Annotated in this window: 24 protein-coding genes; 10 read left to right on the top strand and 14 right to left on the bottom strand. The window is 62.7% G+C overall.

What is annotated here, in order from left to right; translation table 11 throughout:
* Positions 1–17: 17 nt before the first annotated feature.
* On the bottom strand, positions 18–1,802 hold the full coding sequence (locus NKJ37_RS11520; RefSeq protein WP_013528336.1) for a sensor histidine kinase: 1,785 nt from the start codon (positions 1,800–1,802) through the stop codon (positions 18–20).
* A gap of 20 nt (positions 1,803–1,822) precedes the next feature.
* The gene (locus tag NKJ37_RS11515; RefSeq protein ID WP_013528337.1) at positions 1,823–2,524 is read right to left on the bottom strand and encodes a response regulator transcription factor; all 702 of its coding nucleotides are present in this window, start codon (positions 2,522–2,524) and stop codon (positions 1,823–1,825) included.
* A 343-nt stretch (positions 2,525–2,867) separates the two neighbouring features.
* Between NKJ37_RS11515 and NKJ37_RS11510 the strand changes: the two genes are divergently transcribed.
* From NKJ37_RS11510 to NKJ37_RS11495, 4 genes are all read left to right on the top strand, one after another.
* Positions 2,868–4,493 carry a phosphoenolpyruvate carboxykinase gene (locus NKJ37_RS11510; protein ID WP_352773857.1) on the top strand — a complete coding sequence of 542 codons (1,626 nt, stop codon included), beginning with the start codon at positions 2,868–2,870 and terminating at the stop codon, positions 4,491–4,493.
* Positions 4,494–4,591: 98 nt separating this feature from the next.
* Positions 4,592–5,029, top strand: a complete 438-nt coding sequence (gene arfB, locus NKJ37_RS11505; RefSeq protein WP_352773856.1) for an alternative ribosome rescue aminoacyl-tRNA hydrolase ArfB — start codon at positions 4,592–4,594, stop codon at positions 5,027–5,029.
* A 91-nt stretch (positions 5,030–5,120) separates the two neighbouring features.
* A complete protein-coding gene (gene lysM / locus NKJ37_RS11500) occupies positions 5,121–5,594 on the top strand; it encodes a peptidoglycan-binding protein LysM (RefSeq protein WP_128302729.1) in 474 nt (157 codons plus the stop codon).
* Between the two features lie 166 nt (positions 5,595–5,760).
* Positions 5,761–6,390 carry an alpha-ketoglutarate-dependent dioxygenase AlkB family protein gene (locus NKJ37_RS11495; protein WP_023810636.1) on the top strand — a complete coding sequence of 210 codons (630 nt, stop codon included), beginning with the start codon at positions 5,761–5,763 and terminating at the stop codon, positions 6,388–6,390.
* On the opposite strand, the gene coaA is transcribed toward NKJ37_RS11495, so the two are convergent.
* The 9 genes from coaA to hisB form a co-directional block, all read right to left on the bottom strand.
* Positions 6,377–7,336: a type I pantothenate kinase gene (coaA, locus tag NKJ37_RS11490; RefSeq protein ID WP_027039969.1), complete on the bottom strand. Its 960-nt coding sequence runs from the start codon at positions 7,334–7,336 to the stop codon at positions 6,377–6,379. The genes NKJ37_RS11495 and coaA overlap by 14 nt on opposite strands.
* Before the next feature lie 23 nt (positions 7,337–7,359).
* A complete protein-coding gene (locus NKJ37_RS11485; RefSeq protein WP_128302728.1) occupies positions 7,360–7,683 on the bottom strand; it encodes a phosphoribosyl-ATP diphosphatase in 324 nt (107 codons plus the stop codon).
* Positions 7,684–7,753: 70 nt separating this feature from the next.
* On the bottom strand, positions 7,754–8,548 hold the full coding sequence (gene hisF / locus NKJ37_RS11480) for an imidazole glycerol phosphate synthase subunit HisF (protein WP_352773894.1): 795 nt from the start codon (positions 8,546–8,548) through the stop codon (positions 7,754–7,756).
* The gene (locus tag NKJ37_RS11475; protein ID WP_352723394.1) at positions 8,545–9,381 is read right to left on the bottom strand and encodes an arginase family protein; all 837 of its coding nucleotides are present in this window, start codon (positions 9,379–9,381) and stop codon (positions 8,545–8,547) included. Before NKJ37_RS11475 ends, hisF begins: the two co-directional genes overlap by 4 nt.
* On the bottom strand, positions 9,378–10,127 hold the full coding sequence (hisA, locus tag NKJ37_RS11470) for a 1-(5-phosphoribosyl)-5-[(5-phosphoribosylamino)methylideneamino]imidazole-4-carboxamide isomerase (protein ID WP_352773855.1): 750 nt from the start codon (positions 10,125–10,127) through the stop codon (positions 9,378–9,380). Before hisA ends, NKJ37_RS11475 begins: the two co-directional genes overlap by 4 nt.
* Before the next feature lie 4 nt (positions 10,128–10,131).
* Positions 10,132–10,422, bottom strand: a complete 291-nt coding sequence (locus tag NKJ37_RS11465; RefSeq protein WP_352773854.1) for a DUF1330 domain-containing protein — start codon at positions 10,420–10,422, stop codon at positions 10,132–10,134.
* 65 nt (positions 10,423–10,487) lie between these two features.
* Positions 10,488–11,138, bottom strand: a complete 651-nt coding sequence (gene hisH / locus NKJ37_RS11460) for an imidazole glycerol phosphate synthase subunit HisH (RefSeq protein WP_128302724.1) — start codon at positions 11,136–11,138, stop codon at positions 10,488–10,490.
* A gap of 1 nt (position 11,139) precedes the next feature.
* Positions 11,140–11,616 (bottom strand): DUF2628 domain-containing protein, encoded by a 477-nt coding sequence (locus tag NKJ37_RS11455; protein ID WP_352672849.1) that lies wholly within the window; start codon positions 11,614–11,616, stop codon positions 11,140–11,142.
* A gap of 4 nt (positions 11,617–11,620) precedes the next feature.
* On the bottom strand, positions 11,621–12,220 hold the full coding sequence (hisB, locus tag NKJ37_RS11450; RefSeq protein WP_128302722.1) for an imidazoleglycerol-phosphate dehydratase HisB: 600 nt from the start codon (positions 12,218–12,220) through the stop codon (positions 11,621–11,623).
* 242 nt (positions 12,221–12,462) lie between these two features.
* Between hisB and hslV the strand changes: the two genes are divergently transcribed.
* The 6 genes from hslV (at position 12,463) to NKJ37_RS11420 (ending at position 17,917) form a co-directional block, all read left to right on the top strand.
* Positions 12,463–13,014: an ATP-dependent protease subunit HslV gene (hslV, locus tag NKJ37_RS11445; protein WP_023810644.1), complete on the top strand. Its 552-nt coding sequence runs from the start codon at positions 12,463–12,465 to the stop codon at positions 13,012–13,014.
* Between the two features lie 71 nt (positions 13,015–13,085).
* A complete protein-coding gene (locus NKJ37_RS11440; protein ID WP_023810645.1) occupies positions 13,086–13,598 on the top strand; it encodes a GNAT family N-acetyltransferase in 513 nt (170 codons plus the stop codon).
* On the top strand, positions 13,595–14,755 hold the full coding sequence (locus tag NKJ37_RS11435; protein ID WP_352773853.1) for a hypothetical protein: 1,161 nt from the start codon (positions 13,595–13,597) through the stop codon (positions 14,753–14,755). Before NKJ37_RS11440 ends, NKJ37_RS11435 begins: the two co-directional genes overlap by 4 nt.
* Before the next feature lie 52 nt (positions 14,756–14,807).
* Positions 14,808–15,407, top strand: coding sequence for a DUF2585 domain-containing protein (locus tag NKJ37_RS11430; protein WP_352440524.1), 600 nt, complete (start codon positions 14,808–14,810; stop codon positions 15,405–15,407).
* A 4-nt stretch (positions 15,408–15,411) separates the two neighbouring features.
* Positions 15,412–16,725, top strand: a complete 1,314-nt coding sequence (gene hslU, locus NKJ37_RS11425) for an ATP-dependent protease ATPase subunit HslU (protein WP_023810648.1) — start codon at positions 15,412–15,414, stop codon at positions 16,723–16,725.
* Between the two features lie 232 nt (positions 16,726–16,957).
* A complete protein-coding gene (locus NKJ37_RS11420; protein ID WP_352440525.1) occupies positions 16,958–17,917 on the top strand; it encodes a DUF1402 family protein in 960 nt (319 codons plus the stop codon).
* A gap of 285 nt (positions 17,918–18,202) precedes the next feature.
* On the opposite strand, the gene NKJ37_RS11415 is transcribed toward NKJ37_RS11420, so the two are convergent.
* From NKJ37_RS11415 to NKJ37_RS11405, 3 genes are all read right to left on the bottom strand, one after another.
* Positions 18,203–19,441 (bottom strand): NAD(P)/FAD-dependent oxidoreductase, encoded by a 1,239-nt coding sequence (locus NKJ37_RS11415; RefSeq protein ID WP_352773852.1) that lies wholly within the window; start codon positions 19,439–19,441, stop codon positions 18,203–18,205.
* Complete coding sequence (locus NKJ37_RS11410; RefSeq protein ID WP_027161041.1) at positions 19,438–19,752, bottom strand: Rieske (2Fe-2S) protein; 315 nt, start codon at positions 19,750–19,752, stop codon at positions 19,438–19,440. The genes NKJ37_RS11415 and NKJ37_RS11410 overlap by 4 nt, the downstream gene beginning before the upstream one ends.
* Before the next feature lie 96 nt (positions 19,753–19,848).
* Positions 19,849–20,940 carry a fatty acid desaturase family protein gene (locus tag NKJ37_RS11405; protein WP_352632011.1) on the bottom strand — a complete coding sequence of 364 codons (1,092 nt, stop codon included), beginning with the start codon at positions 20,938–20,940 and terminating at the stop codon, positions 19,849–19,851.
* Positions 20,941–21,051: the final 111 nt, after the last annotated feature.

Genomic DNA, 21,051 nt, shown 5'->3' with positions numbered 1-21,051 from the left:
GGTTGGAATTCATGCTCTCAGCCTTCGGCCGGCAATGTCACCACAAAGCGTGCGCCCTTGATCTCGCCGGGTTTGGTGCCGGGGATGTTCTCGGCGGTCAGCGTGCCGCCATGGGCCTCGACGATTTGCCTGGATATCGACAGGCCAAGGCCCGAATTCTGGCCGAATGCCTCGCCGGCCGGCCGATCCGTGTAGAAGCGCTCGAAGATGCGGTCGATGTTGTCGGCGCGGATGCCGGGGCCATTGTCGTCGACGGTGACGATGTTGAACTTGCCGGCACGCGCCAGCGACAGGCTGATGTGGCCATGATCCTCGGGGACGAAGGAGCGGGCGTTCTCTATCAAATTGGTGATGACCTGGCCGATGCGCAGATCATGCCCGACGACGACGTAGCCTTTGACGCCCTGCGGCAGTTTGGCGGCCTTGAACTCGATCTCGACCGCCTTCTTGTTACGCGTCGCCTCGCGCGAAACGGCGACGAGATCGGTGATGAATTTCTTCAGGTCGACCGTCCCGGCATCTTCACGCGCGAGCTCCGCGTCCAGGCGCGATGCGTCGGAAATATCGGTGATGAGCCGGTCCAGCCGCCTGACATCGTGCTGGATGATATCCATCAGCCGGCCGCGCGAATCGTCGTTCTTGGCCAGCGGCAAGGTTTCCACCGCGCTGCGCAGCGACGTCAGCGGGTTCTTCAACTCGTGCGAGACATCGGCCGCGAAGCTTTCGATCGCCTCGATGCGGGCGTAGAGCGCGTTGGTCATGTCGCGTATGGCGATCGACAGATTGCCGATCTCGTCCTGACGGTCGGAAAAATCGGGGATCTCTTCACGGCTCTTGACGCCGCGCCGCACCCGCACCGCCGCCGCCGACAGCCGGCGCAGCGGATTGGCGATGGTGGAGGCAAGCAGCATCGACAGGATGGCGGTGACAAGGGCCGCGATACCGAAGACGCGCAGGATCGCCTTGCGCTCGGCGGCGACGATCTTGTCGATGTCGCCGCCTTCGGTCGACAGCATCAGCACGCCGAGGACGGCACGAAAGCGCTGAATCGGCACCGCCACCGAAACGATCTGCTCGCCCTGCTCGCTGACGCGCACGATGGTCGACGGGCTGCCGGTGAGAGCCTTGACCACTTCCGGGAAAGCGGCGCCATTGCCGCCCGGCTGCTCGTGATAGACCGGCAGCTCGGTGTTGCGGAAGAAGTCGAAGACGAATTTCTGGATGCGCTCGACAAGATCGGGCTCTTCCTCTTCAACCGGCGGCAGATCGTAGCGCAGGATCTGGCCGCGCGAATAGAGGTGGCGCGAATCGAGCAGCAGATTGGCGTCGCGGTCATAGATGCGTGCGCGGGTCCTGGTCGGCGAGATCAGCCTTCTCAGCACCGGCGCGACCCGCTCCGGGTTGATCGGGAAGTCGAGATTGTCGAGCTGGTCGGAGCCGGGTCCCAGGCTTTCGCCGGCCTGCAGCTCAAGCAGCTTTTCCGGGTCGATGCTGATCGAATCCGTCTCGACGGTCGCCGACGCGGCAATGGCGCCGGCGATGATCTCGCCCTGGGTCATCAGGCTTTCGACGCGGGCGTCGATCAGTCCGTCGCGGAAGGTGTTGAGATAGAGGATGCCGGTCACCAGGACGGCGAGGCCGGCAAGGTTGAGGAACAGGATACGCCGCGTCAGGCTGGAAAAGATATGATGACCAAGGAAGCGGCGCATCGGCACCGTGATCTTCGAGACGAAGGACGGCATGATCCGCGACGGCCGCCTGGAGGCGCCCGCCGGTCTTGTTCGCTGTGCTTCCACTGCCATCGAATAGCAGGCCCTGCTACTTACGCTTCGCGGAACCGGTATCCGACTCCGTAAAGGGTTTCGATCATCTCGAAGTCGTCGTCGACGGCCTTGAACTTCTTGCGCAGCCGCTTGATGTGGCTGTCGATGGTGCGGTCGTCGACATAGACCTGTTCATCATAGGCCGAATCCATCAGCGCATCACGGCTTTTTACGACGCCTGGACGCTGCGCCAGCGAATGCAGGATCAGGAACTCGGTGACGGTGAGCGTCACCGGCTCGCCTTTCCAGGTGCAAGTGTGGCGCTCCTGGTCCATGACGAGCTGGCCGCGCTCGAGCGAGCGGGCCTGCTGGCTTGGCGTCTTGGCGGCAGCCTCGCGGGCACTGGCGCGGCGCAGCACGGCGCGCACGCGCTCGACCAGCAGGCGCTGCGAGAAGGGTTTGCGGATGAAGTCGTCGGCGCCCATCTTGAGACCGAACAACTCGTCGATCTCATCGTCCTTGGAGGTCAGGAAGATCACCGGCAGGTCGGACTTCTGGCGCATCCGGCGCAGCAGTTCCATGCCGTCCATGCGCGGCATCTTGATGTCGAGGATGGCAAGGTTCGGCGGGCGTGCCGCCAGGCCTTCCAGCGCCGACGCACCATCCGTGTAGGTCTCGACGCGATACCCCTCGGATTCCAAGGCGATCGACACCGATGTCAGAATGTTGCGGTCGTCATCGACAAGCGCGATTGTTGCCATTTCAAGCGGCTCCCTCATGAGCTGTCCCTTCTGTCGTAGAGAAGGGGCTTTTGCAGGACAAATTAGGTACAAAATGTGGCATAGGCCTTGTCCGCTGTCACGCGCGGCATGCCGGCGGCCACAATCCTACCTCGACATGGGTTGGACGAACGTACATCGCCAATCCTTTGGGCAACCGCGAAACTTTTTGCACATATAAACGATTTAAACAACTTTCAAAATATTTAAATCGATTAATGATTTGATATCATTTGCCTTTTCTGGTTCTGACCATCTCAGCCCGCGTAGTGGGCGTGCTGGAAACGTGCCGGCAAAGATGCGGCAAATCCAAGAGGGACACTCGATGTCGGAAGTCGGCAAACGCAATTCCGCCTGCGCGATCGATCATATCGGCCTGAAAACCACCGGCGTGGTGCGCTATAATTTCGGTGCGGCTACCCTTTATGAGGAATCGATCCGGCGCGGCGAGGCCCGCTTGACCGCCCATGGCGCGCTGGTCGCCGAGACCGGCCAGCACACCGGCCGCTCGCCCAAGGACAAGTTCGTCGTCCGCAACGGTGACACCGAACCACATGTCTGGTGGGAGAACAACAAGGCGATCTCGCCGGCCCAGTTCGACACGCTGCTCGCCGATTTCCAGGCGCATGCCGCGGACAAGGATCTATACGTCCAGGATCTGGTCGGCGGCGCCGATGCGGAGTCGAGGCTGCCGACCAGGGTGATCACCGAATTTGCCTGGCACTCGCTGTTCATCCGCAATCTGCTCATTCGTCCCGGTGCCACCGAACTCGAGCAGTTCGTGCCCGAGATGACGATCATCGACCTGCCGTCCTTCCGCGCCGATCCCCTCCGTCACGGCAGCCGCACCGAAACGGTAATCGCCGTCGATCTTTCGCGCAAGATCGTGCTGATCGGCGGCACCTCCTATGCCGGCGAGATGAAGAAGTCGGTGTTCACCACGCTCAACTATCTCCTGCCGGCGAAAGGCGTGATGCCGATGCATTGCTCGGCCAATGAGGGTGCGGCCGGCGACGCCGCCATCTTCTTCGGCCTGTCGGGCACCGGCAAGACGACGCTCTCGGCCGATCCCTCGCGCACGTTGATCGGCGACGACGAGCATGGCTGGGGACCGCACGGCATCTTCAATTTCGAAGGCGGCTGCTACGCCAAGACGATCAAGCTGTCGGCGGAAGCCGAGCCGGAAATCTTCGCCACCACGCAGCGCTTCGGCACGGTGCTGGAAAATGTCGTGCTCGACGCCGATGGCGTGCCGGATTTCAACGACGGAAGGCTGACCGAAAACACACGCTGCGCGTACCCGCTGGACTTCATCCCCAATGCCAGCAAGACCGGCCGCGCCAACCATCCCAACAACATCATCATGCTGACCGCCGACGCCTTCGGCGTGATGCCGCCGATCGCGCGGCTGACCCCGGCGCAGGCGATGTATCATTTCCTGTCCGGCTACACCGCCAAGGTGGCCGGAACCGAAAAGGGGGTAACCGAGCCCGAAGCGACGTTTTCGACCTGTTTCGGTGCGCCGTTCATGCCGCGCCATCCCTCTGAATACGGCAATCTGCTGCGCGAGCTGATTGCAGGCCACGGCGCCGATTGCTGGCTGGTCAATACCGGCTGGACCGGCGGCGCCTACGGCACCGGCAAGCGCATGCCGATCAAGGCGACGCGCGCCTTGCTTGCCGCCGCACTTGACGGCTCGCTGAAGACGGCCGAGTTCCGCACCGACCCTCATTTCGGTTTCGAGGTGCCGGTGGCTGTCCCGGGCGTCGACAGCGGCATTCTCGACCCGATGATTCTGGACCCCCGGGCGACCTGGGCCGACAAGGCCGGCTATGACCGGCAGGCGGCAAGGCTGGTCGGCATGTTCGCCGTCAATTTCGAGAAATTCGAAAGCCATGTCGACGCCGTGGTGCTGGGCGCCGCGCCGCGCATGCAGGAAGCGGCGGAGTAATCGCGCCACAGGGTTCAGCTTTCGTTGAAAAGGCCCGGTTCGATCGGGCGGTTCGATCGGGCCTTTTCTTTTTCGATCCGCCGCGCCATGACTGCGGCATGGCGAGCGACGACAACATCATCATATCAGGCGATGCGGTTATCCATCCGGGCGACCTGCACGAGGATTTCATCCGCTCGTCCGGTCCCGGCGGTCAGAACGTCAACAAGGTGGCGACGGCGGTGCAACTGCGCTTCGACGCGGCCAACGCAACGGGTCTGTCGGACCGCGTGCGCGAGCGGACGATCAAACTTGCCGGCCAGCGTGCCACCAAGGACGGTGTCATCGTCATCGAGGCAGGCCGCTTCCGCACCCAGGAACAGAACCGGGCGGATGCGCGGGCACGGCTGACGGCATTGGTCGCCAAGGCCGCCGAACCGCCACCGCCGCCGCGCAAGAAGACACGGCCATCGAAGGGCGCCGTGGAGCGGCGGCTGAAGAGCAAGGCCGGGCGCGGCACGATCAAGAAGCTGCGCGGCCGGGTGGAGAACGATTAAGCACCACACCAATCACGCGCACAAAACGACTTCCCATTTTGGGCCGCAGATGCAAGGTTCAACCATTGCCATTAGCAAGGGAGACCCAAGGATGGGCATGTTCGATTTCGTCAAGAGCGTCGGCAAGAAACTGGGCATCGGCGGCGACGAAGAAGCCGCACCCACGGCCGACACGCTCAAGAAGGAGCTCGATTCGCACAAACTCGGCACCGATGGCGTCGAGGTCGTCGTCAAGGGTGACACGGCGGTGCTGAAGGGCGTGGTCAAGGATCAATCGATCTTCGAAAAGGCAGTCATCGCCGTCGGCAACACGCTCGGCGTCTCCAAGGTGCAGGCGGACGAATTGCAGGTCGCGCCAGCGTCTGGCACGGCCGCCGCCCCGGCCAAGGAGCCCACCTTTTACACGGTGAAGAAGGGCGACAATCTCTGGAAGATCGCCGAGAAAAGCTACGGCAAGGGCCAAGGCGTCAAGAACACGGTCATATTCGAGGCCAACAAGCCGATGCTGACCCATCCCGACAAGATCTATCCGGGCCAGGTGCTGCGCATCCCAGATCTCGCCTGATCGAGGCGATTGCCAATTTGCGAAAAGCAATTCCAGGAAAAGTGTGAAACGGTTTTCCGTTCGGAATTGTGCCAAACAAAGAGTTAGAACGGCGGCTTTCGGGTCGCCGTTTTCATTTGATCGTGACATTTTACGGTTCCGAACCATCCGGGAGGTGACCGAATCCGTGCTCGTTCTGCCCAAAGGTGTCCGCCACATGCCGGCCTATCTGTCACGCACCGTGCAGGAAGCGCTGGTCGATGAGGTGAGACGGATCGTGCAGCAGGCGCCGCTGTTCGTGCCGGCCATGCCGCGCACCGGCAAGGAGATGAGCGTGCGCATGACCAATTGCGGGCCGCTCGGCTGGGTCACCGACAAGGAGCACGGCTATCGTTACCAGCCGGCGCATCCGGTAACCGGGGCGCCTTGGCCGCCAATTCCGGATGCGCTGCTCGAGCTGTGGCGCGAGGTCTCGGGCTATCCGCACCCGCCGGAAGCATGCCTGATCAATTTCTACACGCCGGATGCAAAAATGGGGCTGCATCAGGACCGCGACGAGGCCGATTTTTCGGCGCCGGTCGTCTCCGTCTCGCTCGGCGACGACTGCCTGTTCCGAGTCGGCCAGACTACGCGTGATGGCGCCACCAAGTCGTTCAGGCTGCAAAGCGGTGACGTCGTGGTGCTCGGCGGCGAGGGGCGGCTGTGCTTTCACGGCGTCGATCGGATCTATCCCTCGACCTCGGCGCTGCTGAAAAACGGCGGGCGGATCAATCTGACATTGCGACGGGTGACGAAGCCGGCCGTCACAGCTTCCTGAGCGCCACTTCCTCGATCAGGTGGTCGGCGCCCTTGCGCAGGATCAAGTCGGCGCGGGCCCGCGTCGGCAGGATGTTCTCGCGCAGATTCTTCAAATTGATGTTGGTCCACAGGCCTTCGGCGATGGCGCGCGCCGACCCCTCCGACAGCTGCGAATAGCGGTGAAAGAAGGAGTCCGGATTGCGGAAGGCGGTCTCACGCAGCCGCATGAAGCGGGAAATGTACCAGTTGTGGATCAGCTTCTCGTCGGCATCGATGTAGATGGCGAAGTCGAAGAAGTCCGACAGGAAAGGCACGATCTTGCCGTCCTGCGGCAGCTTGCCGGGCTGCAGGACATTGATGCCTTCGAAGATCAATATGTCCGGCCTGTCGATGGTGACGAACTCGCCGGGAATGACGTCATAGGTCAGGTGCGAATAGACAGGCGCGCGGACATCGGGCAGCGCCGACTTGATGCCCGACAGGAACCGCAGCAGCGCGCCCACATCGTAGCTGTCGGGGAAACCCTTGCGCTCCATCAGGTTCTCGCGGCGCAGGACCTCGTTGGGCAGCAGGAAGCCGTCGGTGGTGATGAGATCGACCTTGGGGCTCGACGGCCAGCGCGCCAAAAGCTCCTTCAGCACGCGTGCGGTGGTCGATTTGCCGACGGCGACCGAACCGGCGATGCCGATGATGAAGGGCGTCTTGACCACGTCGACCGCGTTGAAGAAGGCCTGGCGTTGCCGAAACAGCAGCTGGCTCGCTTCGACATGCGCGGACAAAAGCCGCGACAGCGACAGATAGATGCGCGTGACCTCTTCGAGATCGACCGGATCGTTGAGCGAGCGCAGGCGGCGGAATTCGTCCGCGCTCAGCGTCAGCGGCGTGTCGGCACGGAATTGCGACCATTGATCGGCGGAGAAGAAACGAAAGGGGGAATATTTCTCGGTTGGCGCGAGCTGATCCATCGAGATACCTGCCCTCCTCGCGGTCAGCCCTTGGGCCGTGACGCCTTCTCGGCGATGCCCGAACGCCGGGTGCGGCCTTCGAGTTCCCTAAGCACGTCGCTCAGCGGAACCCCGGAGAGGCCGAGAACGACGAGCCAATGATATATAAGATCGGCACTTTCCGAAACGATGGCCGGTTTGTCGCCCTTGACGGCGGCAATCACCGTCTCGACCGCCTCCTCGCCGAGCTTCTGCGCCGCCTTGTCGATGCCGCGCGCGAACAGTTTTGCCGTCCACGAGTCCGGGTCGCCGGAATGGGCGCGTTCCCCAACGATTTTTTCCAGATCGGAAAGCGAAAACTCAGCCATGGCGTCATCTATCTGCTTGTTTAAGCGTGATCTTTTCCGAAAACCGGTTCCCACTTTTCGGGATCATGCTTTAGGGCCGATTATTCACAGAGTCCAGCCGCATCGGCAGCCCCGCGGCGGCCATATGTGCCTTGGCCTGCGCTATCGTGTAGGTGCCGAAATGGAAGATCGACGCCGCCAGAACCGCGCCGGCATGGCCGTCGCGAATGCCTTCGACCATGTGGTCGAGCGTGCCGACACCGCCGGAAGCGATCACCGGCGCGCGCACGGCGTCTGATATCGCGCGGGTCAGCGCGATGTCGTAGCCGGCCTTGGTGCCGTCCCGATCCATCGAGGTCAGCAGGATCTCGCCGGCGCCGCGATCGACCATTTGCCGGGCGAACTCGACCGCATCGATGCCGGTCTTTTCGCGGCCGCCATGGGTGAAGATCTCCCAGCGGTCGGTCTCACTGGTGCTCGACACCTTCTTGGCGTCGATGGCGACGACGATGCACTGGTTGCCGAACTTGTCGGCGGCCTCGGCAACAAAATCCGGGTTCTTCACCGCGGCCGTGTTGATCGACACCTTGTCGGCGCCGGCCAAGAGCAGCTTCCTGATATCGGCGACCTGGCGCACGCCGCCCCCGACGGTCAGCGGCATGAAACATTGTTCGGCGGTGCGTGCGATGACGTCGAAGATGGTTTCGCGATTGTCCGACGAAGCGGTGATGTCGAGGAAGCAGAGTTCGTCGGCGCCGGCCGCGTCATAGGCCTTGGCCGCCTCGACCGGATCGCCGGCGTCGACGAGATCGACGAAGTTGACGCCCTTGACGACACGGCCGTACTTGACGTCGAGACAGGGGATGACACGGGCTTTCAGCATCAGCGGCCCTCTATCGTGGCGATGAGATCGTTCAGCAACTGGCCAACCAGCGGCGGAACATCGGCCTGGGCGTCGAAGGCCGGGTCGTAGGCGGAGACGGTGATGCCGACGACCGGCACCGCCAGCGCCATGGCGCAAGTGGCGTCGCGCAGCTGTTCCGGGCTCGGGCCGCCCGAAGTGATATAGCGGTTGGCCTGCAGCTCCCGGGGATCATGCACGTCCATATCGAGATGCATGTGCACGCGTCTGGCGCCGGCGATCTTCAGTCTTTCGGCCGCCTGGGCCACCCCGGAGCATTCCGTCCGCACGATCGGCAAGGTCTCGAGAAGCTGTCTTTCCGCCGGATCGAGATCGCGCGCGTTGACGAGCACGCAACGCGACGGATCGATCGGCCTGAAGCCGGGAATGGCCGACGCCATCGGGCGCCAGCACAGGCCAAGCACCGTCGCCAGCGCCATGCCGTCGAGAAAGCCATATGTGGATGTCTCGGGCGTGTTCAGGTCGCCATGCTGGTCGGCCCAGATGATCGCATCGGCGTCTTCGCCGGCGACCGCGCCGGCGCTGGTCAGGCAGTTTCCCGCAAGGACGATGGGAAACCGACCGGCGTCACGGGCAAGGCGAACCTCGGTCGCAACCGCGTTGCAGACGGCAAAGCCAGTGGCGATCTCGCGCTCCTGATCGTCTCCGACCTTGCCGATGTCCCCGACCGCGACGTCGTGACCGGCCATCGTCAAGGCTTCGACGAGCCCGCCCGAGACCAGCGCGTCCGGACCTTGGCCCATGCCGCCATGGTAATGGCCGCTGTCATAGGAGGCCAGGATGATGGAAATTTTCACGTCCGCGGCTCCGCCGCTGGCCGGCCCTGCAGGATCGCCAGCGCCTCGGCCGGATCAATGCGACCGTCATAGAGCGCGCGCCCGGAGATCGCGCCTTCGAGCTTTTGCGCATCGGGCATGGTCATGCGCACGATGTCGGCGATCGATGCGAGGCCGCCCGACGCGATGACCGGGATCGACACGGCCTCTGCGAGGTCGATGGTGGCGTCCCAATTGATGCCGGTCAAAACGCCGTCGCGGTCGATGTCGGTGTAGATGATGGCGGCGACGCCGGCGCCCTCGAATTTCCTGGCCAGTTCGACGACGCCGAGGCTCGACGCCTCGGCCCAGCCCTCGACGGCGACCTTGCCGCCCTTGGCGTCGATGCCGACCGCGACCTTGCCCGGAAACGCCTTGCAGGCCTGCTTGACCAGGTCGGGATCGCGCACCGCCACCGTGCCGAGGATGACGCGGGCCAGCCCGCGATCGAGCCAATCCTCGATCTGCGCCAGCGTGCGGATGCCCCCGCCGAGCTGCACCGGGTTCTTCGTTGCCTTGAGGATGGCGCCGACCGCCGCACTGTTGACGCTCTGGCCCTGGAAGGCGCCGTTGAGGTCGACGACATGCAGCCGTTCGAAGCCCTGTTGCTCGAAGGCTCGCGCCTGAGCGGCAGGATCATCGTTGTAGATGGTCGCGGTGGCCATGTCACCGTGCCTGAGGCGCACGCACTGGCCGTCCTTGAGGTCGATGGCGGGGAAAAGGATCATCCGTTCAGGCGCCTTCCACAATGGCGAAATGCGACGTCGAATAGAGGCGTCGGAACTTCAGCGCCGCCTGGTATTCGGGCGAATGGAAGCAGGCGAGTGCGACCGCGTAGCTCTCGAACTCGATGATGACATGGCGATTGCCCGATGGCCCTTCCGGGCTCGACGACCGACCGCCGCGGGTCAGGAATTTTGCGCTATATTTGTCGAAAGCCGCTTTGTTGGCGGCAATGTATAGCGGATAATTTTCCGGATCGGTCACCTCGACCATCGCCATCCAGTAGCCCTTCTTGCTCATCGGTTTTCCCTTTGCTTGAGCATGATCTTTTCCGAAAACCGGGGTCCACTTTTCGGGATCATGCTCTAGGGCCTCCAGCGCAGGAAATTGGTGATCAGCGCCAAGCCCAGCGCCTGGCTCTTTTCCGGGTGAAACTGCGTGCCGACGAGATTGTCGCGGGCGACGGCCGCCGTCACCGGGCCGCCATAGTCGGCGACCGCCAGAACCTCTTCCGCCTTGCCCGCATCGAGATGGTAGGAATGCACGAAATAGGCATGCAGCCCGCTTGCGCCAGTCGGTATGCCGGCAAACAGCGGATGCTGGCGCTTGAGCTCGATCGTGTTCCAGCCGATCTGCGGGATCTTCAGCGTCGGATCGGCCGGCGTGATCTCCTTGACGTCACCTGATACCCAGCCGAAGCCGTTGGTGATTGTCTTTTCCAGGCCGCGCTCGGACATCAGCTGCATGCCGACGCAGATGCCGAGGAACGGCCGGCCCTTGTCGATAGCCACCTCCTCGACCGCTTCCCACATGCCTTCGAGGGCATGCAAGCCGGCCGCGCAGTCGGCATAGGCGCCGACGCCGGGCAGGACGATGCGGTCGGCCGTGCGCACCCGTTCGGCATCCGATGTCAGGTCGATAGCAGCCGATATGCCGGCTTCCCGCGCGGCGCGCTCGAAAGCCTTGGTGGCCGAGCGCAAATTGCCCGAGCCGTAGTCGATGATCGCAACCCGCATGTCAGCTTCTTCCCGGAATGTGGGTCAGCCCCAGCGCCATGCCCGGCTGCGACGGCCGCGCCAGGGCAGCGTCCGGGACCATGCGCGGCGCCGGCACAACCTCATCGGCAAGCGCTTCCGCTTCCAGCGCATAGCGTGTGTCGGCATCGTCGAGCCAACCGGCTTCGACCGCGCCCCATTCGTGCCAACCGCGCCGGCGAAGTGCCGCGATGCGCAGGCCTTGCCCTTCCAGTCCGACATAGAGCGAAACCAACAGTGACAGCAGCGAGCCGGCCAGACCAAGGCCGAGCTTCTGGCCCAGCATCGAAAGCAGGCCCATGACGACGAAGGCAAGCGCTGCCTCGATCCACAACCGATGCCAGGCGAACCATAGCGGCGGCACCAGGAGGCCCAGCCAGGTGAAGCCATCGCGGACAAAGGCCGTTGCATCGGCCTTCTCGCTGCGGCCTGGCGGTTCCATCACGACATAGGTGGCCATGGCCTTATCCCTTCAACGATCCCTTGGTGGAGGGAACCGCATCCGGCTGGCGCGGATCGCGTTCGAGGGCAACGCGCAGCGCGCGCGCCACCGCCTTGAAGCAGGTCTCGGCGATGTGATGGTTGTTGGCGCCATAGTGATTGGTGACATGCAGCGTGATGCCGGCATTCTGCGCCAGCGCCTGGAAGAATTCGCGCACCAGCTCGGTGTCGAAGGTGCCGATCTTCGGCGATGAGAAGGAAACGTTCCAGACCAGGAAGGGACGGCCGGACACGTCGATCGCGGCGCGCGTCAGCGTCTCGTCCATGGCAAGGTCGATCGAGGCATAACGCATGATGCCGCGCCGCTCGCCCAGTGCCTTGGCCAGCGCCTGGCCGAGCGCGATGCCGGTGTCCTCGACCGTGTGGTGGTCGTCGATGTGCAGATCGCCCTTCGCCCTGACCGTCATGTCGATCAGGGAGTGGCGCGACAGCTGGTCCAGCATATGGTCGAAGAAGCCGACGCCCGTGGCGATATCCGACTTGCCGGAGCCGTCGACATGGACCGCCACGGAGATGTCGGTTTCCTTGGTCTTGCGGCTTGCTTCGGCGGAACGGGGCGGCATCACTCTATCCTTGTCCCAGAGGTTCACATCGTGACCGGCTCAGAGGCTTCAAGCGCTCGCAGGCTTGAAAACGAAAGCCTTCTAGCAGCATGATCCGGCGATTGCCAGTTGCCTCTGACAGCGGTATCGGCCTTGCCAGAGAGCGATTTGCAATCACCGGCCCCATGCATACATATGGCCAATCAAAATTACTCGTACCGCGCCAATCGCCTTATCGGGATGGCGCTGCTCGGAGCCAGTAAATGTCCAATGAACTGACCATGCACGCCACGACCATCGTGACGGTGCGCAAGGGCAACAAGGTGGTGATCGCCGGCGACGGCCAGGTCAGCCTTGGCCAGACCATCATGAAGGGCAACGCCAAAAAGGTGCGCCGCATCGGCAAGGGCGGCAATGTGATCGCCGGCTTCGCCGGCGCCACCGCCGACGCCTTCACGCTGCTGGAACGGCTCGAGGCCAAGCTCGAACAATATCCAGACCAGCTGACGCGCGCCTGCGTCGAGCTCGCCAAGGACTGGCGAACCGACCGCTATCTGCGCCGGCTGGAAGCGATGATGTTGGTGGCCGACAAGTCGGTGTCGCTGGCGCTGACCGGCACCGGCGACGTGCTCGAACCCGAATTTGGTGTCATGGCCATCGGTTCGGGCGGCAATTACGCGCTGGCGGCGGCACGCGCGCTGATGGACAGCGACAAGGATGCCGAGGAGATCGCCCGCAAGGCGATGCAGATCGCATCCGACATCTGCGTCTACACCAACAACAGCTTCGTCGTCGAAACGCTCGATGTCGGCTGAGCGGGCCGACCATGATCCCGAAACGTGGAAACCGGTTTTCTCGGACGAACGGTTCCGTTCGTCCAGAGATCATGGTCCAACAAGAAGATAGCTATGATTTTCGGCCGGTGACCGAGAAAGACCTGCCGATGATCGCCGGCTGGCTCGCCGAACCGCATGTCGCCGAGTGGTGGGACGATCCCGAGATCGAGATCGCGCAGATCCGCGAGCACATCGACTCGATTTCCGTCGAGCCGCTGATTATCGAACTCGACGGCAAGCCGATCGGTTATCTGCAGACCTATGATCCGCATCTGGAGGACGGCCATCCCTATGCCGACCAGCCGTTCGGCACGCTCGGCATCGACCTGTCGATCGGCCGGCCGGAGCTGGTCGGGCTCGGCCATGGCTCGGCAATCGTGCGCCAGTTCGTCGAACAGCTTTTCGACGAAGGCGTGCCGCGCGTCATCATCGATCCTGATCCCGCCAATGTCAGGGCCATCCGCGCCTATGAAAAGGCTGGCTTTGTTGCCTTTGACACCAGAACATCGGAGTACGGGCCTGCCTTGATGATGGCGCGCGACGCGACGCAGGAGCCCAATTGATCAGCGCCGAAACACTCGACAAGGCAGTCGCGAAAGGTTTGATCTCGCAGACCCTGCGCGATCAGTTGGAGGCCATGGAACGCGCGGTCGCTCTCGCCCCCGAGGTCAGGCGCGCCGATGACGAGGGTGACGAGGAAAACCTGCGGCTGGTCGGCGGCGGCAACGATCTGTTCGTCACCGTTGGAACCGTTCTGCTCAGCGCCGGCTTCTTCTTTGTCCTCACCACCTTGCTTCCAGGCCAGACATTCTGGATCGCCGGCATCCTCGCGGTTTTCGCCTGGGGGCTCGCCGAAATTGTCACGCGTCAGCACCGGATGAAATTATCGTCGTCCGTGCTTGCCCTGATTTTCATGGCCGCCATTCTGGCCGCTCTGGCGCTACAAGTGGAGGCCAGCTTCGGCATACGCAAGCCGGAGACCATCTGGCAGCTATTGGCGTTGCGCCAGACGGCGTCCCAGGCCGGATATCTGTTCCTGGGCGGAGGAATAATTGCGGCGGCGATCTATTTCTGGCGCTTTCGCGTCCCCATCATTGCCGGGGCTATCGCCATCGCCTTTACACTGCTTGCCTTCCTGCAAACGGCGATAATCCTGTATGACAGCGTGACAGCGGGTGCGATTGCGCCGCCGCGTATTGAGGATGTTCCCGAATTGCTCCGAGCGGCACTTTACATGCCGCTGATCTGCGGCCTGATCGTGTTCGCAACGGGTGTAGCTTTTGACATTTACGATAGGGATCGACGCAAGATCTGGTCCGATTGCGCTTTCTGGCTGCATGTCGTCTCGGCGCCCATGCTGGTGCATCCGCTGTTTATCATGGCGACCGGCCAGAACGTCATATTCGGACATATCGCGCCGGACGCCAATGCAACCATCATGCTGACGGTCCTGATCCTTGGCTTCCTCTATGTCGCGCTGGCCATAGACCGCCGTTCGCTTCTGGTTCCTACATTGGCTTACTTCGGTTCGCTGGGCATCTATTATCTGGTGAATTCCGCCTCCGATTCGACGGGCATCCCGCCTTTTGCCTTGATCCTGGTCGTTGTTGGCGCGCTGATCATTCTGTTCGGGGCTGGCTGGCAGCGTATCCGGCGGATTGTGGTCAAACCCACCTTGCCGGCTGCCGTGATCCGCCGGCTACCGCCGCTGAAGGCGTGACAAGGCTTTGTGATGATCGACACGGCGACGCGAAACGAGGGGGAATGAACCGATGACGACACCGGCCACGGAGAGCAGCTATTCGGCCTATGAAGACAGCTGGCGGATGGGGCTTCTGCTCGTCCTCGCCCTGATCATCTTCCAGGCCGGGGCGCTCTACGGCATGGGGCGAACGCCGATCTGCACCTGCGGCTACGTCAAGCTCTGGCATGGCGTCGTGCAGAGTTCGGAGAATTCCCAGCACATTTCGGACTGGTATACGTTCTCGCACATCATCCACGGCTTCCTGTTCTATGCGCTGGCAAGATTCCTGTTCCCGCGTTCGCCGATCGGCTTGAGGCTGGCGTTCGCCGTCTTCATCGAAGGCGGCTGGGAGCTGCTCGAAAACAGCCCGTTCATCATCGAGCGCTACCGCGCCGGCACCATCTCGCTCGACTATTACGGCGACAGCATCATCAATTCGGTGTCCGACACACTGGCCATGGTGCTGGGATTTGTGATGGCGCGAAGGCTACCTATATGGGTGATCGTCAGCCTTGCCATCATCTTCGAACTCGGTACCGGCTATCTCATCCGGGACAATCTGACACTCAACGTGATCATGCTGCTGCATCCGTTCGAGGCCATCAAGCAGTGGCAAAGTGGAATCTAGTGATATGAGCACATTTTCTCCCCGCGAAATCGTTTCGGAACTCGACCGTTTCATCATCGGCCAGAAGGACGCCAAGCGCGCCGTGGCTATCGCCTTGCGCAACCGCTGGCGCCGCCAGCAGCTGGAAGGCCAGATGCGCGAAGAGGTGATGCCGAAGAACATCCTGATGATCGGGCCGACCGGCGTCGGCAAGACGGAAATCTCGCGCCGCCTGGCGCGGCTCGCCGGTGCGCCTTTCGTCAAGGTCGAGGCGACCAAGTTCACCGAGGTCGGCTATGTCGGCCGCGATGTCGAACAGATCATCCGTGATCTGGTCGAGATCGCCATCGGCCTGGTGCGCGAGAAGATGCGCGAGGACGTCAAGGCGCGCGCCCACGTCAACGCCGAGGAACGCGTACTGGAAGCATTGGTCGGCAAGACGGCGAGCCCGGCCACCCGCGACTCGTTCCGCAAGAAGCTGCGCGACGGCGAACTCGATGACAAGGAGATCGAGGTCGAGGTCGCCGATACCGGCGCTGGCGGCATGCCGGGTTTCGAGATCCCCGGCATGCCGGGCGCCAATATCGGCGTGCTGAACATCAACGACATGCTGTCGAAGGCGATGGGCGGCAAGAAGACCAAGATGCGCAAGACGACGGTGAAGGAATCCTACGACCTGCTGGTCAACGACGAGTCCGACAAGCTGCTCGACCAGGACGAGGTGGTGCGCCGGGCGCTCGATGCGACGGAGAATGACGGCATCGTCTTCCTCGACGAGATCGACAAGATCGCCTCGCGTGAAGGCGGCATGGGCGCCGGCGTTTCCCGCGAAGGCGTGCAGCGCGACCTGCTGCCGCTGATCGAAGGCACCACGGTGGCGACCAAATACGGACCTCTGAAGACCGACCACATCCTGTTCATCGCCTCGGGTGCGTTCCACGTGTCCAAGCCGTCAGACCTGTTGCCGGAATTGCAGGGCCGCCTGCCGATCCGGGTCGAGCTGCGGGCGCTGGAGAAGGACGATTTCGTCCGTATCCTGACCGAGACAGAGGCCAGCCTGATCAAGCAGTATATCGCTCTGATGAAGACCGAGGGCGTCGACCTGACCTTCACCGACGACGCGATCGATTCGCTGGCCGGCATTGCCGTCGACCTCAACGCCAGCGTCGAGAACATCGGCGCAAGACGACTGCAGACAGTGATGGAACGGGTGCTGGACGAAATCTCCTACGACGCGCCCGACCGCAACGGAACCAGCGTCACCATCGACGCCGCCTATGTGGAAAAGCATGTCGGCGACCTGTCCAGGAATACCGACCTGTCGCGGTTCATCCTTTGAACGACGGCGCCGGAACGTTCCGGCGCCGGTCCAGGCAACATTTTCCGGCCAGCAAAATCATGTGTGGCCAGATGGTATCATCTGGCCAGCTTTCGTAGTGCCGGGTGAAGGGGCGCTCTCGACTCGACCAAGAGCTTTACCTAGTTTGCGCGGCAATTCTCGATCTCTTGGTTTGACGCAATTCCGGAAAACCGTTTCACACTTTTCCTGGAATTGCTTGGGCGGCGGGTGCATGAAAAAACTGATCCTGGTTATTCTCGGCTTGACGCTGGCGGCGACGCTGTTCGCCGCCGAGGCAGCGACATTGGTGCCGCCGGGAAATCGCAATGCCGTGCAGCCCGATATTCCGGGCGCGTCCAGCCGGCGCACGCAAGCGACCAACACCAGCTTCCAGGCGAAGTACCGCAAGGTCTACGCCCTGCTGCAGAACGACGCCGATCTGCGCGGCAAGATCAAGAAGGCAGCCGCCACCTACGGCATCGATCCCTTGCACATCGTCGGCGCCATCGTCGGCGAGCACACCTACAATGTCGATGCCTATGACCGGCTGCAGACCTACTACGTCAAGGCGATCTCCTATCTCTCCAGCAAGCTGTCCTTCGCCTATGACGGCGAGGACATCACCGATTTCGTGCAGCGGCCGGAATTCAAGAAATGCGCAGGGATGTCCGACAGCTACGATCTGTGGGAATGCCGCGAACAGGTGTGGAACCGTTCGTTTCGCGGCAAGAGCGTCGGCGGGACGAACTTTCCCGACGACCGTTTCGGCGCCACCTTCTTCCAGCCCTATTATGCCGGCCAGACCTTCGGCCTGGGTCAGCTCAATCCGCTGACCGCCCTACAGATGAGCGATCTGGTGCACAAGGTTTCCGGCCTGCCCAGGCTCGACGTCGGCGATCCCAATTCGGTCTACAAGACCATCATGGATCCCGACCTGACGCTGCCCTACGTCGCCGCGACGATCCGGAAATCGATCGATGCCTACAAAAGCATTGCCGGCTTCGACATTTCGGGCAATCCCGGGCTGACCGCCACGCTCTACAATGTCGGCAATCCGGAGCAGCGCGCCGATGCCTTGAAAGCTGAGAACGACAGGCGCCGCGCCGCCGGCGAGCCGGAAAAGCTGCCGGAAGAGAATTACTATGGCTGGCTGGTGAATGACAAATTGGCGGAGCTGAAGGCGCTGTTTTAGCGGGTTTGAGCTCAGGCCTCTACCTCCCGCTTGTGGGGAGGGTATCGCATATGGACTCTTGCGAAGAAGGACCCCCACCCTAACCCTCCCCACAAGGGGGAGGGAACGCTGTCGCGTGCCTTTTATTCTTCTTTGGCGCCGAAAAGTCAGGCGACTAGCCTAGGTCGGCGCCGACGGAAGTCTCCCTTCCCCTTGTGGGGAGGGGTTAGGGGTGGGGGTCGGTGCCGGGCAGACATCTCAGGAATTCCATATGCGATTACCCTTCCCACAAGGGGCAGAGCAGGCTCAAGCCGCCAGCAGCGACTTCAGCTTGACGTCCTGCGATCCCAGTGCTTCCGGCGCCGGCTTCGCGCGCTTGCCGATCAGCATTTCAGCCAGCCTGATGTCGCGGGCGACCGCGTTGCCGGGGCCGATGCCGCTGGCCGCCACCAGCCTGCCGTCCTGGGCCAGATGGAAGAGGATGAAAGCGCCGTCGCCGAGGTCGCGGCGCACGGTGCTGCTGCCTTCGTCGGACAGCCCGGCAATCTGCAGGGACAGACCATATTGATCCGACCAGAACCATGGCACCGCCGCATGCGCCTCGCCGGCACCCAGCATATTCCTCGCCGCCAGCGCGCCCTGCTCCTGGGCGTTGCGCCAGGCTTCCAGCCGTACGCGGCGGCCGCCATAGACGGCGAGCGGAAACGAGCAGCAATCGCCGGCGGCAAAGATGTCGGGATCGCTGCTGCGCAGCTCGGCATCGACGGCAATGCCGTTGTCGATCGCCAGCCCAGCTTCGGCCGCAAGCCCGGTCACCGGCACGGCGCCGATGCCGATGATCGCGAGGTCGGCGACGATTTCCCGGCCGCCGGCAAGCGCTATGCGCACCTTGTTGCCGTCGTTTGCGATGGACGCGATGCCGTCCCCGCACAGAATATCAACGCCCTCGGCGATGTGTGCATCGTGGATAATTTCGGCGATCTCGGCCGGCACGCCGCGCATCAGGATGCGCGGCTGCGCCTCGATAACGGTGACCGCAGCGCCTAGCTTGCGGGCCGCGGCCGCGAGTTCGAGACCGATGAAACCGCCGCCGATGATGGCGATACGGTTACCACGGTTGAGATGCGCGCGAATGGCGAGCGCGTCAGTGAAGGTTCTGAGATAGACGCAGCGCGGACCCAGCCCCGGCATCGGCAGCTTGCGCGGGGTCGAACCGGTTGCCAGCAGGAGCTTGTCGTAAGGCAGGACCGATCCGTCCGACAGGCGCACCGCATGCGCCGCGCGATCGATCGCCACGGCCTGGACGGAATGGATATGCCGGATCGATTTCTCGGCCAGAATGGCGTCGCTGGCGATCGCCTTGATCTCGGGCGCATCGCTGGCCATCGCCTCCTTGGACAGAGGCGGGCGCTCGTAGGGCAGATGCGGCTCGTCGCCGACCAGCGTCACCGGCCCCCGATAATCGAGGTCGCGCAGCGCCAATGCCGCCCGCCCGCCGCATTCGCCGGCGCCGATGATGAGCATCCCCCCCGCCATGTCAGTCATCCGATCTGGATCAGGACTTTGCCGGCATCGACCTTGACCGGATAGGTCTTGAGATTGACGCAGACCGGGGCGCCGCGGGCGTCACCCGTCTTGTAGTTGAAGCGGCCATTGTGCTTGGGGCATTCGATGATGTCATCCATCACCAGCCCGTCGGCCAGGTGCACCTTTTCATGCGTACAAAGGCCGTCGGTGGCGAAGAACTCGTCGTCGGGGCTGCGATAGATGGCGAAGGTGCGGCCGCCATGGTCGAAGCGCATCACATCCTCCTCGTCTATGTCGCCGGTGGCGCAGGCCTCGACCCAGTCGCTCATTCAAGTCCTCCCTAAAAGCAATCCAGAAAAAGTGCGCAGCGGTTTTCCGCCCGGAATTGCGTTAAAATAAACAGTCCAGATCGGATGGAAGCACGATCATTCCGCCGCGGCGACGATAGTGTCGTTGTGGAATTCTTCGCGATATGGCCGTGCGGTCGGCGGCAGCTCGCGTTTGAGGAAATAGTCCTCGTTGCGCAGCTGGCGCAGGAAGACCGGGATCATCTCGCGATAGCCGGCCAGGATCGACGGTGTCGGTTCCGGCAGATCGTGCTTGATCAGTTCGTGCAGCCTCGGCAGCGCATGATAGGGCACCATCGGGAACATGTGATGCTCGACATGGTAGTTCATGTTCCAGTAGATGAAGCGGCTGATCGGGTTCATGTAGACGGTGCGGCTGTTCAGCCTGTGGTCGGTGACGTTATCGGCCAGGCCGCCATGCTGCAGCAGCCCGACCATGACGTGATGCCAGGCGCCATAGAGCCTGGGCAGGCCAACCAGCATCAGCGGCAGAAACGAACCGGTGTAGAACGCCAGCGCGATGGTGGCGGCATAGATCGCCGTCCAGATGCGGGCGATCCGGATCGCCTTGGGCTGTTCCTGCTCGGGAATGAAGGTCTTTTCCGCCGCGCTGATGTTGCCGGCGGCGTTGCGCAGCATATCGCTCATCGCATGCCAGGCGTCGAGCACGCCGACGAAGCCCAGGACGGCGCGAACCAGGTCCGGCGGCCGCATGACCGAGATTTCCGGGTCGCGGCCGACGATGACGGTGTCGGTGTGGTGGCGCGTGTGGCTCCAGCGCCAGGTCACCGGATTGCGCATGATCATGAAGCAGGCGATCTGATAGACCACATCATTCATCCACTGCGTCCGGAAGGCGGTGCCGTGCCCACATTCGTGCCAGCGTGAATCCGTCGACGAACCGTAGAGGACGCCATAGACGAAGAAGAACGGCACGCACCACCATGTGCCCCAGAACCAGGCGCCGCCGGCGCCGCTGACGATCAGCGCGGCGAACCAGATTGCCGTATCGCGGATCGCCGGCCCGTCGGAGCGCTGCATCAGCTCCTTCATCTGCTTGCGCGGTACGTCGGTGTGATACCACTCGGCGGCCGACAGGCCGGTCTCGACGGCGAGCCTGGCGTCGCGGCCGATCAGGCTGTAGTCACGCCGGGACGGCGCAGTGGACATGATTTGCCTCCCTCGGCAAAGGCATCCGCCAGAGCGATGCCGTGAAATCCCTTGGTTTCGAGCATCAAAGTAACGCCGACCGATGATAGACTCAACATCACAAAGATAGTT

The sequence above is a fragment of the Mesorhizobium sp. M0140 genome, from assembly GCF_040322475.1.
Taxonomy (GTDB): domain Bacteria; phylum Pseudomonadota; class Alphaproteobacteria; order Rhizobiales; family Rhizobiaceae; genus Mesorhizobium.
The sequence above is the reverse complement of the archived record's forward strand: the minus strand, read 5'-3'. Positions and strand labels throughout refer to the sequence as shown.

Coding starts and splice junctions, on each gene's coding strand:
- NKJ37_RS11415 (WP_352773852.1), bottom strand. CDS start 19,441: ATGACTGACATGGCGGGGGGGATGCTCATCATCGGCGCCGGCGAATGC.
- hisH (WP_128302724.1), bottom strand. CDS start 11,138: ATGCGGGTTGCGATCATCGACTACGGCTCGGGCAATTTGCGCTCGGCC.
- NKJ37_RS11440 (WP_023810645.1), top strand. CDS start 13,086: ATGGTCCAACAAGAAGATAGCTATGATTTTCGGCCGGTGACCGAGAAA.
- coaA (WP_027039969.1), bottom strand. CDS start 7,336: ATGGATCAGCTCGCGCCAACCGAGAAATATTCCCCCTTTCGTTTCTTC.
- NKJ37_RS11510 (WP_352773857.1), top strand. CDS start 2,868: ATGTCGGAAGTCGGCAAACGCAATTCCGCCTGCGCGATCGATCATATC.
- NKJ37_RS11430 (WP_352440524.1), top strand. CDS start 14,808: ATGACGACACCGGCCACGGAGAGCAGCTATTCGGCCTATGAAGACAGC.
- NKJ37_RS11515 (WP_013528337.1), bottom strand. CDS start 2,524: ATGGCAACAATCGCGCTTGTCGATGACGACCGCAACATTCTGACATCG.
- hslV (WP_023810644.1), top strand. CDS start 12,463: ATGTCCAATGAACTGACCATGCACGCCACGACCATCGTGACGGTGCGC.
- lysM (WP_128302729.1), top strand. CDS start 5,121: ATGGGCATGTTCGATTTCGTCAAGAGCGTCGGCAAGAAACTGGGCATC.
- NKJ37_RS11520 (WP_013528336.1), bottom strand. CDS start 1,802: ATGGCAGTGGAAGCACAGCGAACAAGACCGGCGGGCGCCTCCAGGCGG.
- arfB (WP_352773856.1), top strand. CDS start 4,592: ATGGCGAGCGACGACAACATCATCATATCAGGCGATGCGGTTATCCAT.
- hisA (WP_352773855.1), bottom strand. CDS start 10,127: ATGATCCTTTTCCCCGCCATCGACCTCAAGGACGGCCAGTGCGTGCGC.
- hisB (WP_128302722.1), bottom strand. CDS start 12,220: ATGCCGCCCCGTTCCGCCGAAGCAAGCCGCAAGACCAAGGAAACCGAC.
- NKJ37_RS11420 (WP_352440525.1), top strand. CDS start 16,958: ATGAAAAAACTGATCCTGGTTATTCTCGGCTTGACGCTGGCGGCGACG.
- NKJ37_RS11465 (WP_352773854.1), bottom strand. CDS start 10,422: ATGAGCAAGAAGGGCTACTGGATGGCGATGGTCGAGGTGACCGATCCG.
- NKJ37_RS11405 (WP_352632011.1), bottom strand. CDS start 20,940: ATGTCCACTGCGCCGTCCCGGCGTGACTACAGCCTGATCGGCCGCGAC.
- NKJ37_RS11455 (WP_352672849.1), bottom strand. CDS start 11,616: ATGGCCACCTATGTCGTGATGGAACCGCCAGGCCGCAGCGAGAAGGCC.
- NKJ37_RS11410 (WP_027161041.1), bottom strand. CDS start 19,752: ATGAGCGACTGGGTCGAGGCCTGCGCCACCGGCGACATAGACGAGGAG.
- hslU (WP_023810648.1), top strand. CDS start 15,412: ATGAGCACATTTTCTCCCCGCGAAATCGTTTCGGAACTCGACCGTTTC.
- NKJ37_RS11485 (WP_128302728.1), bottom strand. CDS start 7,683: ATGGCTGAGTTTTCGCTTTCCGATCTGGAAAAAATCGTTGGGGAACGC.